At 69.1% G+C, this 13,314-nt stretch carries 15 protein-coding genes; 11 read left to right on the top strand and 4 right to left on the bottom strand.

Features of this window, described 5'->3' with window-relative positions; translation table 11 throughout:
* Positions 1-145: 145 nt before the first annotated feature.
* Entirely contained in the window at positions 146-1,060 is a 915-nt protein-coding gene (locus ACIPYT_RS14015; protein WP_401075671.1) for a heme o synthase, read from the top strand.
* On the opposite strand, the gene ACIPYT_RS14010 is transcribed toward ACIPYT_RS14015, so the two are convergent.
* On the bottom strand, positions 1,006-1,476 hold the full coding sequence (locus ACIPYT_RS14010; protein WP_401075382.1) for a hypothetical protein: 471 nt from the start codon (positions 1,474-1,476) through the stop codon (positions 1,006-1,008). The genes ACIPYT_RS14015 and ACIPYT_RS14010 overlap by 55 nt on opposite strands.
* Before the next feature lie 62 nt (positions 1,477-1,538).
* Positions 1,539-2,660, bottom strand: coding sequence for a heme A synthase (locus tag ACIPYT_RS14005; protein ID WP_401075379.1), 1,122 nt, complete (start codon positions 2,658-2,660; stop codon positions 1,539-1,541).
* Positions 2,661-2,893: 233 nt separating this feature from the next.
* On the opposite strand from ACIPYT_RS14005, the gene sufB reads away from it, so the two are divergent.
* Genes sufB through ACIPYT_RS13970 form a run of 7 tightly spaced genes read left to right on the top strand, consistent with a single transcriptional unit; the run spans position 2,894 to position 9,470 of the window.
* Complete coding sequence (gene sufB, locus ACIPYT_RS14000; RefSeq protein WP_050720740.1) at positions 2,894-4,312, top strand: Fe-S cluster assembly protein SufB; 1,419 nt, start codon at positions 2,894-2,896, stop codon at positions 4,310-4,312.
* A 1-nt stretch (position 4,313) separates the two neighbouring features.
* The gene (gene sufD, locus ACIPYT_RS13995) at positions 4,314-5,513 is read left to right on the top strand and encodes a Fe-S cluster assembly protein SufD (protein ID WP_401075375.1); all 1,200 of its coding nucleotides are present in this window, start codon (positions 4,314-4,316) and stop codon (positions 5,511-5,513) included.
* Complete coding sequence (locus ACIPYT_RS13990) at positions 5,510-5,836, top strand: non-heme iron oxygenase ferredoxin subunit (RefSeq protein ID WP_400820535.1); 327 nt, start codon at positions 5,510-5,512, stop codon at positions 5,834-5,836. The genes sufD and ACIPYT_RS13990 overlap by 4 nt, the downstream gene beginning before the upstream one ends.
* Complete coding sequence (gene sufC, locus ACIPYT_RS13985) at positions 5,837-6,607, top strand: Fe-S cluster assembly ATPase SufC (RefSeq protein ID WP_401075372.1); 771 nt, start codon at positions 5,837-5,839, stop codon at positions 6,605-6,607.
* 9 nt (positions 6,608-6,616) lie between these two features.
* A complete protein-coding gene (locus ACIPYT_RS13980; protein WP_050720744.1) occupies positions 6,617-6,946 on the top strand; it encodes a metal-sulfur cluster assembly factor in 330 nt (109 codons plus the stop codon).
* A gap of 2 nt (positions 6,947-6,948) precedes the next feature.
* Positions 6,949-8,103, top strand: coding sequence for a MalY/PatB family protein (locus tag ACIPYT_RS13975; RefSeq protein ID WP_401075369.1), 1,155 nt, complete (start codon positions 6,949-6,951; stop codon positions 8,101-8,103).
* Positions 8,100-9,470, top strand: coding sequence for an MFS transporter (locus ACIPYT_RS13970; RefSeq protein WP_401075366.1), 1,371 nt, complete (start codon positions 8,100-8,102; stop codon positions 9,468-9,470). Before ACIPYT_RS13975 ends, ACIPYT_RS13970 begins: the two co-directional genes overlap by 4 nt.
* A 37-nt stretch (positions 9,471-9,507) precedes the next feature.
* Here the strand turns inward: ACIPYT_RS13970 and ACIPYT_RS13965 are convergent, their stop codons facing one another.
* Positions 9,508-10,080, bottom strand: coding sequence for a TetR family transcriptional regulator (locus ACIPYT_RS13965; RefSeq protein ID WP_401075364.1), 573 nt, complete (start codon positions 10,078-10,080; stop codon positions 9,508-9,510).
* Positions 10,081-10,137: 57 nt separating this feature from the next.
* Between ACIPYT_RS13965 and ACIPYT_RS13960 the strand changes: the two genes are divergently transcribed.
* Genes ACIPYT_RS13960 through ACIPYT_RS13950 form a run of 3 tightly spaced genes read left to right on the top strand, consistent with a single transcriptional unit; the run spans position 10,138 to position 11,991 of the window.
* Complete coding sequence (locus ACIPYT_RS13960) at positions 10,138-10,722, top strand: biotin transporter BioY (RefSeq protein ID WP_401075361.1); 585 nt, start codon at positions 10,138-10,140, stop codon at positions 10,720-10,722.
* Positions 10,712-11,404 (top strand): energy-coupling factor ABC transporter ATP-binding protein, encoded by a 693-nt coding sequence (locus tag ACIPYT_RS13955; protein ID WP_401075359.1) that lies wholly within the window; start codon positions 10,712-10,714, stop codon positions 11,402-11,404. The genes ACIPYT_RS13960 and ACIPYT_RS13955 overlap by 11 nt, the downstream gene beginning before the upstream one ends.
* Positions 11,401-11,991, top strand: a complete 591-nt coding sequence (locus ACIPYT_RS13950; protein ID WP_401075356.1) for an energy-coupling factor transporter transmembrane component T family protein — start codon at positions 11,401-11,403, stop codon at positions 11,989-11,991. Before ACIPYT_RS13955 ends, ACIPYT_RS13950 begins: the two co-directional genes overlap by 4 nt.
* Here ACIPYT_RS13950 and ACIPYT_RS13945 read toward each other — a convergent pair.
* Positions 11,938-13,254 (bottom strand): acyltransferase, encoded by a 1,317-nt coding sequence (locus ACIPYT_RS13945; RefSeq protein WP_401075352.1) that lies wholly within the window; start codon positions 13,252-13,254, stop codon positions 11,938-11,940. The two genes, ACIPYT_RS13950 and ACIPYT_RS13945, sit on opposite strands and share 54 nt — an antisense overlap.
* Positions 13,255-13,314 lie beyond the last annotated feature (60 nt).

The following is a 13,314-nucleotide window of genomic DNA, read 5'->3' as shown; positions in this document are numbered from 1 at the left end:
CACCGTAGCCGGATCGACGGTTCGCGCGAGCGATCTATCCACAGGCCCGGATCGGCCCGTCGGGTGTGCGCACGTGCTCGGGAGGTCCGTCCGCGTGTCGTAGACTGGAAAAGCTGTCGTGACGCGTGTGGAGGAGGCGATCGAGATCTCGACGATGTCTGATCAGACCGTTGTGAAGAAGTCCTTCGGTCGTACCGTGAAGGCGTACGTCGCCCTCACCAAGCCGCGCGTCCTCGAACTGCTCCTCGTGTCGACCGTCCCGGTCATGTTCCTCGCACAGGGCGGCCTCCCGAACATGTGGCTGGTGCTCGCGACCGTCATCGGCGGGTCCCTGAGCGCCGGGTCGGCCGCCGCCTTCAACATGTACCTCGATCGCGACATCGACGCGCACATGCACCGCACCGAGAACCGTCCGCTCGTGACGGGCGAGATCACGCCGCGCGGCGCGCTCATCTTCTCGTGGACTCTCGCCATCGTCTCGACCGTGTGGCTGTGGTTCACGACCAACTGGCTCGCGGCCACGCTTTCGGCATCCGCGATCTTCTTCTACGTCGTGATCTACACGATGATCCTCAAGCGCCGCACCGAGCAGAACATCATCTGGGGCGGCATCGCCGGATGCTTCCCGGTGCTGATCGGCTGGTCGGCCGTGACCGGTTCGCTCGACTGGCCGGCCTTCATCCTCTTCGCCCTCATCTTCCTCTGGACGCCGCCGCATTACTGGCCGCTGTCGATGAAGTACAAGGACGACTACGACGACGTCGACGTGCCCATGCTCGGTGTGACCCGCAACGCCTCGCAGGTCGGCCTCCAGGTCATCCTCTACGCCTGGGCGACCGTCGCCTGCTCACTGCTGCTGATCCCGATCGCGAGCATGGGCCTCGTCTACACCGTCTCCGCCCTGGTGTTCGGCGGATGGTTCATCTACGAGTCGCACCGCCTGTACAACCAGGCCGTGCGGGGGAACGAGGCGCGGCCCATGCGGGTCTTCCACGCCTCGATCACCTACTTGACGTTGATCTTCGTCGCGGTCGCGGTCGACCCGCTGCTGCCCTTCTGAGCGTCGTCCTCGTCGGTGGTCTCGGCGACCTCCTCCGCTGAACCGTCGGCGGACGCGTCGTCGGCGACCGTCTCTTCGGCGACCGGAGCGTCGGTTGCGATCTCGGGCGCGGGCTCCTCGGCCGTCCAGTCGATCGGCTCGACGACGACGGGCGCGGCGGCGGGGAGCATCGCCTGCACGGCGGTGAGCGCGACGGAGATCAGGATGCCGATGATGCCGGCGCCGAGCAGCGCCGAGCCCACGACGATGAGCGACTGACCCACGTAGACGTCGACGCCGGTGGCGGTGTTGTCGAGCAGCGTGCTGGTCATCGAGCCCACCTGGCCGGCGATGAGCCAGCCGCCGATGCCCGTCGAGACGAGCGAGAGCACGAGGAGGAGCCAGAAGCCGATGCTGCGGGTGAGTGACTTGTTCATGCCCGCCACGATGCAGGAGTCACTGATGAGGCGCTGGTGTGCCGCCTATGCATCACCTGTGCTCAGGCGTCGACCCGGTCGATCGCGGCGGTCGCCTTCTTGAGGTGCAGCACGACGATCGTGTACGTCGCGGCCGAGAGCGACGCCAGCACCATGTGGATGCCGACGAGCAGCGGCGGGAGGCCCTCTCGCGCCTGCCACACGCCCACGCCGACCTGCACGGCGATAGCGATGACGAGCACGAGCAGCCACTTCCGCGGCTCGAGCTTCAGCACCCACGCAGCGACGGTCATGGCGAGCACGAGTGCCGCGAGGATGTAGCCGGGCCAGGAGTGCACGTGCGCCAGCACGGTCGCGTCGAAGCCGTGACGCAGCACCTCGGCGTCGCCCGAGTGCGGGCCTGACCCGGTGGTAAGCACGCCGAACACGATCGTGACCGCGAGGGCGAGGCCGGTGACGTGGCTGAGGATCGCGAACCAGGCGGGCACCACGCGCTCGCGCGGCCCGGGAACGGCGTACAGGCGCGACAGGAACGCCGCGGTGACGCACACGAGCAGCAGCGACGACGTGTAGTGGAATCCGACGATGAAGGGGTTGAGGCCCGTGAGCACCGTGATGCCGCCGACCAGGGCCTGTGCCACGACGCCGACGAGCACGATCCAGGCGAGCGCGTGCAGGTCTCGTCTGTCGGTGGCCGTGCGCGTGGAATACACGGCGGCGGCGATCACGGCGAGCAGCAGCACGCCGGTGGCGACGGGGAAGGCGTGCTCGAAGAACTGCGACACGATCAGATAGGCGACGGCTGCGGCGACGATGCCGCCGACCGCGAACCAGAGCGTGCGCACCAGGGTTCGGGCGCCGCCGATCGTGAACAGCACCAGAAGCACGACCGCGAGAGCGATCACTCCGACCACTCCGGTCATCAGGCGGTTTCCGAACTCGATGAGTCCGTGGACGCCCTGATCGGCGTAGATCGGCACGAGCGACTCCGGGGTGCAGAGCGGCCACTCGGAGCATCCGAGACCCGATCCGGTGAGGCGCACCGCGCCCCCGGTGCCGATGATGATCGTCTCGGCCAGGAACGACAGCCACGCGAAGATCCGCAGCATCCGACCCCAGACATCGGCGCGCGACGACGCCGGTGCGGAGGTGGGGGAGGAGGACGCGATGGTGGTGTCGGGCATTGGTGTCTCCGAACCGCGGCGGACACGGCGAGCGGCCCTGTCGTCAGGCGGAACCTGTAGAATCGGATTGTTGCGATGAGCGCTGACCGCGCTGAAGCATCGTCAACAGTTTAGGCGCGATGGAAGCGCCGGTGATGAGGGCCCACCAACGGCACCCGCTCCCGCAGACTCGACGGGGATCAGGTGTGCCGGGGCGGATGACACCGTTTTGGGACCTGTGAGGAGAGTGTGTGATGTCGGATGTGCTGATCGACCGCCCGGAACTCGACGGCCTGGGGGTGTACGAATTCGGCTGGCACGATGAGGACGCCGCAGGCGCCGTCGCGCAACGAGGGATCTCCGAGGAGGTCGTGCGAGGGATCTCGGCGCTCAAGAGCGAACCCGAATGGATGCTGAAGACCCGCCTCAAGGGATACCAGCTCTTCGGACGCAAGCCGATGCCGACCTGGGGCGCCGACCTCAGCGAGATCGACTTCGACAACATCAAGTACTTCGTGCGCTCGACCGAGAAGCAGGCGCAGTCGTGGGAGGACCTCCCCGAGGAGATCCGCGAGACCTACGAGCGCCTGGGGATCCCCGAGGCGGAGCGGCAGCGTCTCGTCGCCGGTGTCGCCGCGCAGTACGAGTCCGAGGTCGTCTACCACCAGATCCGTGAGGATCTGGAGGAGCAGGGTGTCATCTTCATGGACACCGACACCGCGCTGCGCGAGCACCCCGAGTTCTTCGAGGAGTACTTCGGCACGGTCATCCCCGCCGGTGACAACAAGTTCGCCGCGCTGAACACCGCCGTCTGGTCGGGCGGCTCGTTCGTCTACGTCCCCAAGGGCGTGCACGTCGAGATCCCGCTGCAGGCGTACTTCCGTATCAACACCGAGAACATGGGCCAGTTCGAGCGGACCCTGATCATCGCCGACGAAGACAGTTACGTCCACTACATCGAGGGCTGCACGGCCCCGATCTACAAGTCGGACTCGCTGCACTCGGCCGTCGTCGAGATCATCGTGAAGAAGAACGCCCGCGTGCGCTACACGACGATCCAGAACTGGTCGAACAACGTCTACAACCTCGTGACCAAGCGCGCGGTCGCGCACGAGGGGGCCACCATGGAGTGGGTCGACGGCAACATCGGCTCCAAGGTCACCATGAAGTACCCGTCGATCTACCTGATGGGCGAGCACGCCAAGGGCGAGACGCTCTCGGTCGCCTTCGCGGGCCCCGGTCAGCACCAGGATGCCGGCGCGAAGATGATCCACATGGCTCCGTACACGCAGTCGTCGATCGTCTCGAAGTCGATCGCTCGCGGCGGAGGCCGAGCCGGCTACCGCGGTGAGGTGCGCGTCGACGCGAACGCCCACCACTCGGCGAACACCGTGCGCTGCGACGCGCTGCTCGTCGACACGAAGTCGCGGTCCGACACGTATCCCGCGATCGACATCCGCGTGGACGACGTGCAGCTCGGGCATGAGGCGACGGTCTCGAAGGTCAGCGAGGAGCAGCTGTTCTACCTGCAGTCCCGCGGCATGCCCGAGGACGAGGCGATGGCGATGATCGTGCGCGGCTTCATCGAGCCGATCGCGCGCGAGCTGCCCATGGAGTACGCGATGGAACTGAACAAGCTCATCGAGATGGGCATGGAAGGATCGGTCGGCTGAGATGACGGCCCAGACGACGACGCCGACCGCGTCGCACTATTCGAGCGCGCACGTGGACCCCGCCGCCCAGGTGGCCGATGCCGGCTTCGTGCCGGTGCAGACCCGGTCCGAGCGCCCGCACTCGTTCGAGCCCTCGGACTTCGACGCGCCCACCGGACGCGAGGTCAACTGGAAGCACACCCCGGTCGCGAAGCTCGCGGGTCTGCTCTCCGACGAGCCCGGTGACCCGGATGCCGTGACCTACGGTCTCGACGCGGTCGAGGCGCTCCTGCAGCCCGGCGAAGGAGACGCCTACGGCGAGTTCTTCCGTCCGGAAGACCTCCCGAGCGCCCTGGCGTGGAAGCATGCCGCGCGCGGGCTGCACATCCGCGTCCCGGCCGAGGCCGAGCTCGGCGAGCCGATCCTCGTCCCGATCGAGGGCGCGGGCGCGGACAAGCGCGGCTTCGGTCAGATCCTCATCGAGGCGCAGCCGCACTCGCGTGCGACGGTCGTGCTCGATCACTCCGGTTCGGCGCAATATGCGCAGAACGTCGAGATCGTCGTCCGCGACGGTGCGAGCCTCACGGTCATCAGCCTGCAGCGCTGGGACGACGACGCCGTGCACGCCGCGGCGCACCAGGCCACGGTCGGTGCCGACGCGACGCTCAAGCACTTCGTGATCAGCTTCGGCGGCGGTGTCGTGCGCGTGAACCCGAGCCTCGAGCTCACGGGCGCCGGTTCCGAGGGGTACATGTACGGCCTGTCCTACGCGGATGCCGGACAGCACCTCGAGAGCCAGGTCTACCTGCACCACAAGGGCCCGCACACCAAGGGCGACGTGCTCTACAAGGGCGCGCTCCAGGGCGAGAGCGCCCACTCGGTGTGGATCGGCGACGTGCTGATCGGCCCTGATGCCACGGGTACCGACTCCTACGAGGCGAACCGCAACCTCGTGCTGACCGAGGGCGCACGCGCCGACTCGATCCCGAATCTCGAGATCGAGACCGGCGACATCGTCGGCGCCGGACACGCAAGCGCGACCGGTCGATTCGACGACGAGCAGCTGTTCTACCTGCAGGCCCGCGGCATCACCGAGGAGGAGGCCCGCCGTCTGGTCGTGCTCGGCTTCCTCAGCGACATCGTGCAGCGCCTCGGCATCCCGGCACTCGAGGAAGAGCTCCTCGCCGCGATCGAGGCCGAGCTGGCCGAGGTCGACGCGTGAGCGCTCAGCGCGTCTGCGGCGTCGACGAGCTCGAGCTCGACACGCCCATCCGCGTCGAGCCGAACGGCGTGCCGATCACCGTGATCAAGGACTCCGAGGGCGTCATCCACGCCATCGGCGACACCTGCACGCATGGTGACATCTCCCTCTCCGAGGGGTTCGTCGAGGGTGACACTGTCGAGTGCTGGGCCCATGGCTCCGCGTTCTCCCTGCTCACCGGCAAGCCCCAGAACCTCCCTGCTTATGAGCCCGTGCCGGTCTACGTCGTCGAGATCGACGGCGACGACGTGCTCATCGACCCGACTGTGACGAAGGAAGTCTGAATGTCTGTTCTCGAAATCCGCGACCTGCACGTGACGGTCGAGACCGAGGCCGGGACCACCCCGATCCTCAACGGAATCACCCTCACCATGAAGACCGGTGAGACCCACGCGATCATGGGCCCCAACGGCTCGGGCAAGTCGACGCTGGCCTACACGATCGCCGGTCACCCCAAGTACACCGTGACCTCGGGCTCGATCACGTTCGACGGCGAGGACGTGCTGGAGATGAGCGTCGACGAGCGTGCCCGCGCCGGCCTGTTCCTCGCCATGCAGTACCCGGTGGAGATCCCCGGCGTCACCGTGACCAACTTCCTGCGCACCGCGAAGACCGCGCTCGACGGCGAGGCCCCCGCCATCCGTCAGTGGACCAAGGACGTCAAGGCGTCGATGGCGAACCTGCGCATGGACCCGAAGTTCGCGCAGCGCAACGTCAACGAGGGCTTCTCGGGCGGCGAGAAGAAGCGCCACGAGATCCTGCAGCTCGAGGTGCTCAAGCCGAAGTTCGCGGTTCTCGACGAGACCGACTCCGGTCTCGACGTCGACGCGCTGAAGATCGTCTCCGAGGGCGTGAACCGGGCGAAGGAGTCCACCGGTCTCGGTGTGCTGCTCATCACGCACTACACGCGCATCCTCCGCTACATCCGTCCCGACTTCGTGCACGTCGTCGTCGCGGGCAAGATCGTCGAGGAGGGCGGCCCCGAGCTCGCCGACCGGCTGGAGGACGAGGGATACGACCGTTTCCTCGACCCCGCAGCCCCCATCGAGGCGTAGGCTGATCGTATGACAGCCACCCTCACCGACGCGAAGTACGACGAGGTCACCGAGGCTCTCAAAGACGTCATGGATCCCGAACTCGGGATCAATGTCGTCGACCTCGGACTCATCTACGATCTCGCCTGGGACGATGAGAACGACGCCCTCGTCATCCACATGACGCTCACCAGCGCCGGCTGCCCGCTCACGGACGTGCTCGAAGACCAGACCGCCCAGGCGCTGGACAAGGTCGTCGACCGCTTCCGCATCAACTGGGTGTGGATGCCGCCGTGGGGCCCCGAGCGGATCACGGACGACGGGCGCGACATGATGCGCGCGCTCGGCTTCGCGATCTGAGGATGCTCGAGGTCACCGCGCTCCCGCTGGACGAACTGCGGGAGCGCACGAGCGAGAAGTGGCGCGAGTACCCGGACGACGTACTGCCGCTGTTCGTCGCGGAGACGGACTTCCCGCTCGCCCCGGAGATCACGGCGGCGCTGCAGCGCGCCCTGGACGCGGGCGACACCGGATACGTCGCATCGCGCACCCCGCTGGCCGCGTCCTACGCGGCATTCGCGCAGCGGCGCTTCGGGTGGCAGGTCGACCCTGAGCGGATCCGCACCACCGCCGACGTGAGCATGGGGATCGTCGAGATCCTCCGCCGCGTGACGCAGCCGGGGGAGCGCGTCGTCGTGATGCCGCCGATCTACCCTCCCTTCTTCGATCTCGTCGAGGAAGCGGGCGCCGACGTGGTGCGCGTCCCGCTGCGCGACACCGGAGCGGCGTGGGAGATGGATCTCGACGGCATCCGCGCGGCTCTGGAGGACGGCGCGTCTGCCGTGCTGCTCTGCAACCCGCACAACCCGACCGGCACGGTGCACGCCCGCGAGGCGCTCACGGCGCTCGGCGAGGTCGCCGAGGAGTTCGGCGTGGCTGTCGTCTCGGATGAGATCCACGCGCCGCTCGCACAGCCGGGAACAGGGTTCACGCCGTTCCTCGAGGCCGGTGATGCCGCTCGCCGCGTCGGCTACGCCGTCGTGAGTGCGAGCAAGGCGTTCAACCTCGCCGGACTCAAGTGCGCACTCATGGTGACGGCGGACGACACGACCGGCGCGGTCGTGCGGTCGCTCCCGATCGAGGTCGAGTGGCGCACGGGCCAGTTCGGCTCGATCGCCGCCTCAGCCGCATTCTCCGAGGCCAGCGACGCCTGGCTCGACGGACTGCTGCACACGCTCGACGCGAATCGGATGCTCGTCGGCGATCTCCTCTCGGAGCGCATCCCGCAGGCTCGATACCGGATCCCGGATGCCGGGTATCTGGCGTGGATCGACCTGTCCGCGCTCGGATGGGGCGACGCGCCCGCGCGGCGCATCCTGAAGGACGCGCGGGTGGCGGTGAGCTCGGGGCCGACGTTCGGCACCGAGGGCGCCGGGCACGTGCGGCTCAACTTCGGGACGAGCCCCGAGATCCTCACCGAGGCCATCGAGCGCATCGCCGCGCTCGTCGGCCGATGAGCGACACCGCCGCGACCGCGTCGATCTGGGATCGGCAGAGGCTCTGGGTCACCGCGGGGTCCGTCGCACTGATCTTCCTCGCCGCGATCGAGGCGCTGGCCGTCACCACCGTCATGCCGATCGTGAGCGAAGCGCTCGACGGCCAGGCGCTGTACGCGGTCGCGTTCGCCGGCACTCTGGCGACGAGCGTGATCGGCATGGTGGCCGCCGGTGCCTGGGCGGATGCCCGAGGTCCGCGCGGAGCGCTCTACGTCGCGGTCTCGCTGTTCATCGTCGGCCTGCTGCTGTCCGGTTTCGCGGTCACGATGCATCAGTTCCTCGCCGGGCGTCTCGTTCAGGGGCTCGGCGCCGGCGGTCAGACCGTCGCCCTGTACGTGGTGGTCGCCCGCCTGTACCCCGCGCACCTGCACGGACGGGTGTTCGCAGCCTTCGCGGCCGCATGGGTCGTGCCGTCGATGGTGGGTCCGTTCCTCGCCGGCGCCGTCGCGGAGTACCTCGACTGGCGATGGGCGTTCCTCGGCGTCGCCGTGCTGACGGCGATCGCGTTCCTGATCATCGCGGTTCGTCTGCGCAACCTCGACCTGGGGCATGGTGAGCCGCAGGATCGCCGAGCTCTGATCGTGCGCCTCGCGCTCGCAGTCGTGGTCGCCCTGTTCGCGGTGGTCGTCGGGTTCAGCGCCGACATGCCGGTGGCGTTCGGCTGGCCCGTCGCCGTCGGCGCGATCGCCGTGATCGCGGTGGCCGTGCTGCCGCTGCTCCCACGCCGCACCCTGCGCGCCGGGCGTGGCCTGCCGAGCGTCGTGCTCATGAGGGGCATCGCTGCGGGTGCGTTCTTCGCGGCCGAGGCGTACATCCCCTATCTGCTCATCGAGCGCTACGGTTTCAGCGCGACCTGGGCGGGCATCGCCCTCATGCTCGCGGCGTTCGCCTGGGCAGGTGCGTCGCAGATGCAGGGCCGGTACGGTGACCGTCTCGGCAACACGCGGATCACGCTCATCAGCCTCTCGTGTCTGCTCGTCGCGACGATCGCGGTGCTGGTCGCCGCTCTCGGCGCGGTGTCACCCGCTCTCGTGATCGTCGGGTGGGCGTTCGCGGGTGCGGGCATGGGGCTGCTGTATCCGCGCCTCACAGTGTTGACGCTCGCGTACTCGACCCCGCGCAACCAGGGGTTCAACTCCTCGGCGCTGTCGATCTCGGACTCGACGGGAGCAGCCGTCGTGATCGCGGTCGCCGGCCTCGCGGTCGCGACGCTCGGTGGAGGGGCGGACGCCTTCGGAGTCGTGTTCGCGCTCTGCATCGCGCTCGCGCTCGTGGGCCTGGTTCCGGGGCTGCGCCTGGGGCACGCCGCGGAGGCGGAACGGGGCTGATCCGCACCGTCGCACCGGCGGCGCACAGCGCCGAGGGTCAGTCGCGCAGCGTGGGGGAGTGCGTGACGCCTGCGAGAGCATTCACCCCGAGGTCGAAGATGCGATCGAGTCCCGCGGTCGCGTCGTGGGGGCCGTCGGCGGGCAGGGCGCCGTAGCTGTCGGCGTGCATGCGCTGCTGCACGAGCGTGGCGTGACCGAGGACGAACTGCAGGAGGGCGGCGGCGCGGTCGTCGGCGTCGTCGGCTCCGGCATCCGTGAGAGCGCGCGCGAGGGCGGACTGTGCGCGGGACGATCCCAGGCGCAGCGCGTAGGTGCTGAGCACGAGTTCGGCGCCGTCGCGATGGGTGAACAGCGCGTCGCGGATCGCACGTGCCGTCGCGACCACGTCGGGGCCCGGAGCGTCGATCGTCGCGGTGATGCGGTCGCTGAGTTCGGCGAGGAGCTCCTGCTTGCTCGCGAAGTGCCAGTAGAGCGCGCTCGGCTGCACGTCGAGACGCGCGGCGATGCGACGCATGGACAGATCGGCGAGGCCCACCTCGTCGAGGAGCGCGAGCGCGGTGCGCGCCACGCTGTCGCGGTCGTGTCGGATCGAGGTGTGCGGAGAGGCCATCCGATCACTATAGTGAACACCGTTCACGTGAACACCGTTCAGGAAGAAGGAACCATGATGACTGACCGTCGAGTCGACCTCGGTCGCGATCTCGCCCGCATCGCGCTCTTCGCCGCCCTCATCGTCGTGCTCGGCACGGTGACCGTTCCGCTGCCCGGGGGAGTGCCGATCACCGCACAGACCCTCGGGGTGATGTTGGCGGGCACGGTGCTGGGCGCCCGCCGGGCTCCGCTCGCCGTGCTGCTCGTGCTCGTGCTCGCCGCGATCGGGCTGCCCGTCCTGGCGGGCGGACGGGGAGGACTCGGCGTCTTCGCCGGACCCACGGCCGGGTACCTGCTCGGATGGGTCGTCGGATCGGTCGTGATCGGACTCATCGCGCACCGCGCGCGCATCACGTGGTGGCGCACCGCGCTCGCTGCTGTCGTCGGCGGCATCATCGTGGTCTACGCGTTCGGTATCCCCGTCCAGGCGCTCGTGCTGGGTGTCGAGCTCGCACCGACCGCGCTGTCCAGCCTCGCGTTCCTCCCCGGCGACCTCCTCAAGGCGGCCGCCGCCACGGCGCTGACGCTCGCGCTGCGGCGCGCGTATCCGCCCGCGTTCGGGCCCCGCCTCGCGCAGCGCGCTCCCGCACGTGCGGCCTGACACGACCACCGGGTTCATCACGCTCGACGGCGTGAGCGTGCGGCGCGACGGACGCGACATCCTGAACGAGGTCACCGTCACCCTCGATGCGCCGCGGATCGCCGTCATCGGAGCGAACGGATCGGGCAAGTCGACCTTCGCGAGGCTGCTCAACGGTCTCGTCACGCCGACTGCCGGACGCGTGTCGGTGCACGGCCTCGATGTGCACAGGGAGACTCGAGAGGTGCGGCGCCGCGTCGGCTTCGTGTTCACGGATCCGCAGTCGCAGATCCTCATGCCGACGCCGGCCGAGGACCTTGCGCTCTCGATCCGCGGCGCCTCCCGGGGCGAGGCCGACGCCAGGGTGCGGGAGGTGCTCGCCGAGCACGGGTTGCAGGATCACGCCGATGTGCCGGCATCCGCTCTCTCCGGCGGGCAGAAGCAGATGCTCGCCCTCGCCTCGGTGCTCGTCACCAGGCCGTCCCTCATCGTGGCCGACGAGCCGACCACCCTTCTCGACCTGCGCAACGCGCGACGGATCGGAGACCTCCTCCTCGCGCAGGAGGCCCAGGTGGTGATCGTGACTCACGACCTCGACCTCGCGGCGCGCTGCGACCACGCGGTGTTCTTCGAGGAGGGGCGACTCGCCGTGTCCGGAGAGCCCGCCGAGATCGTGGCGGCCTATAGGAGATCCTGCGCATGATCCAGCTCTACCGGCCGGGGGCGAGCGGCCTGCATCGCCTCCCCGCGGGGAGGAAGCTCCTCGCGCTCGCGCTCTCGGCGATCGTGCTCTCCGCCTATCCGCATGATGTCCGGAGCATCGCTGTGACCCTCGCGGTCGTCGCCGTGCTCTTCGTCGTCGCCGGTCTTCCGCTGCGAGTCCTCGCCGCGGAGGCGTGGCGGCTGCGCTGGCTCGTGCTGGTGCTGGGTCTCGCGCTCTGGATCTTCGTGTCGCCGCAGGTCGCCTGGATCAACACCGGCCGCGTGGTCGCGCTCATCCTGCTGGCGAGCCTGCTGACCATCACGACGCGCATGGGCGACCTGCTGCTCGTACTCCGCCGGATGCTGATGCCGCTACGGCGGTGGGTCGACGTGGACGCCGTCGCGATGACGGTGTCGCTCACGATCGCGATGATCCCGGTCGTGGCGGGTTTCGCGGCCGAGATCGCCGACGCGCATCGCGCCCGCGGCGCACGGCTCGGTGTCCGCGCCGTCGTTCCCCTGCTGGTGCGCACGCTACGCCACGCGGACGACGTCGGCGACGCCCTCGCCGCGCGCGGACTCGTCTGACCGTCGCGCGAGGCGCAGTGCCGTCCACATCCCCGCGACCGCGATCCCGGCGGTGACGACCGTCGTGCCGACGACGAGGAGCATCGCGATCATCGCGATGCCCAGTGCCGTCGCGCACGCGAGCCGTCGAGCGGACGTCGTCGCCTCAGGAGTCCGACGATCCTCGACACGGGCGAGGGCGACGGCGAGCACGGCGCTCAGGGCCAGAGCCGTGAGCAGCCACAGCGGACGCCCTGCCCACCAGGCGGGGCTGCTCGGCTCGGGGAGATCGGCACCCGTGCCGAGCGCGACCAGCGCCGTGACGCCCGCCATCGCGAGCAGCACGGGCATGTGCCAGAGGTAGATCGTCATGGTGCGGCGGTTCACGAATGCCGAGAACGCCGCGGCGAGCGGCCGTCGGCTGAACCGGGCGATGCGATCGCGCAGCAGCGACACGAGCCCCAGGTGCACGACGCCGACGAGCAGCAGCGCGGCCGTGGGAGGGTTGATGTTCGCCACCAGATCGGGGGAGTAGACGCCGGTCGCGAAGGCTCCGATCAGTGCGGCGAGGGCACCTCCGACGATGAATCCTCGGGCGCGGCGGCTCATCGCGTCGATCGTGCCGTCGGCGAGGAAGAAGCCCGCCTGCTGGAGAGTCAGCCAGACGAACGCGAGGTTGAGGAACCCGAGGCCGTCGATGCCGGTGTGGGCGCGGAGCACGTCGACGAGCACGGCTGCGCCGGCGAACAGGCCGAGCGCGGCGAGCGGCGCGCGACAGTGGGCTGCGGCGAAGGTGGGCAGCAGCGCCTGGCACAGCAGGAAGACCCCGAGGAACCAGAGCGGCTGCGCGAAGCGGAAGCCGGCTGTCGCCACGAGATCACCGGGGACACCGGCCAGCAGAAGCGCCGCCAACAGGGCGCCGACGACGCCGACTACCACGACAGTCGGCCCCAGGAGGCGATGGATGCGGGCGGCGACGAACGTGGCATCCGTCTCTCCACGCTCGCGCCCTCGCCGATGCGCGAGGTACCCCGCGAAACCGCCGATGATGAAGAAGAGCGGCATGACCTGCAGAGCCCAGCTCACCGGGACGATCCACCACGCCCCCTCGCTCGCGTTCGCGAACACGGGACCGTCGGCGGTCACGGTGACCCCGACCATGATCGCGTGCAACAGCACGACCCCGGTGACGCACAGAGCGCGGAGGAGGTCGATGCCGGTGTCTCGACCCCGCGGTGCGGATGCGAGCGGTGCGGATGCCGGTGGTGCCTCGACGATGGGCATGTGTCCTCCTCGGTTCGGGGTGTCCGAGGAGCGTATGGAGAGGGTATCGGCTGGAGGATC

Source organism: Microbacterium sp. NPDC089695, assembly GCF_044749085.1.
Classification (GTDB): domain Bacteria; phylum Actinomycetota; class Actinomycetes; order Actinomycetales; family Microbacteriaceae; genus Microbacterium.
This window is presented reverse-complemented; position numbering and strand designations above follow the sequence as displayed.

What these genes read in the sequence shown, in the direction of transcription:
- ACIPYT_RS14010 (WP_401075382.1), bottom strand. Translation starts at nt 1,476, where the DNA reads ATGAACAAGTCACTCACCCGCAGCATCGGCTTCTGGCTCCTCCTCGTG.
- ACIPYT_RS14005 (WP_401075379.1), bottom strand. Translation starts at nt 2,660, where the DNA reads ATGCCCGACACCACCATCGCGTCCTCCTCCCCCACCTCCGCACCGGCG.
- sufB (WP_050720740.1), top strand. Translation starts at nt 2,894, where the DNA reads ATGTCGGATGTGCTGATCGACCGCCCGGAACTCGACGGCCTGGGGGTG.
- sufD (WP_401075375.1), top strand. Translation starts at nt 4,314, where the DNA reads ATGACGGCCCAGACGACGACGCCGACCGCGTCGCACTATTCGAGCGCG.
- sufC (WP_401075372.1), top strand. Translation starts at nt 5,837, where the DNA reads ATGTCTGTTCTCGAAATCCGCGACCTGCACGTGACGGTCGAGACCGAG.
- ACIPYT_RS13980 (WP_050720744.1), top strand. Translation starts at nt 6,617, where the DNA reads ATGACAGCCACCCTCACCGACGCGAAGTACGACGAGGTCACCGAGGCT.
- ACIPYT_RS13975 (WP_401075369.1), top strand. Translation starts at nt 6,949, where the DNA reads ATGCTCGAGGTCACCGCGCTCCCGCTGGACGAACTGCGGGAGCGCACG.
- ACIPYT_RS13970 (WP_401075366.1), top strand. Translation starts at nt 8,100, where the DNA reads ATGAGCGACACCGCCGCGACCGCGTCGATCTGGGATCGGCAGAGGCTC.
- ACIPYT_RS13965 (WP_401075364.1), bottom strand. Translation starts at nt 10,080, where the DNA reads ATGGCCTCTCCGCACACCTCGATCCGACACGACCGCGACAGCGTGGCG.
- ACIPYT_RS13960 (WP_401075361.1), top strand. Translation starts at nt 10,138, where the DNA reads ATGACTGACCGTCGAGTCGACCTCGGTCGCGATCTCGCCCGCATCGCG.
- ACIPYT_RS13950 (WP_401075356.1), top strand. Translation starts at nt 11,401, where the DNA reads ATGATCCAGCTCTACCGGCCGGGGGCGAGCGGCCTGCATCGCCTCCCC.
- ACIPYT_RS13945 (WP_401075352.1), bottom strand. Translation starts at nt 13,254, where the DNA reads ATGCCCATCGTCGAGGCACCACCGGCATCCGCACCGCTCGCATCCGCA.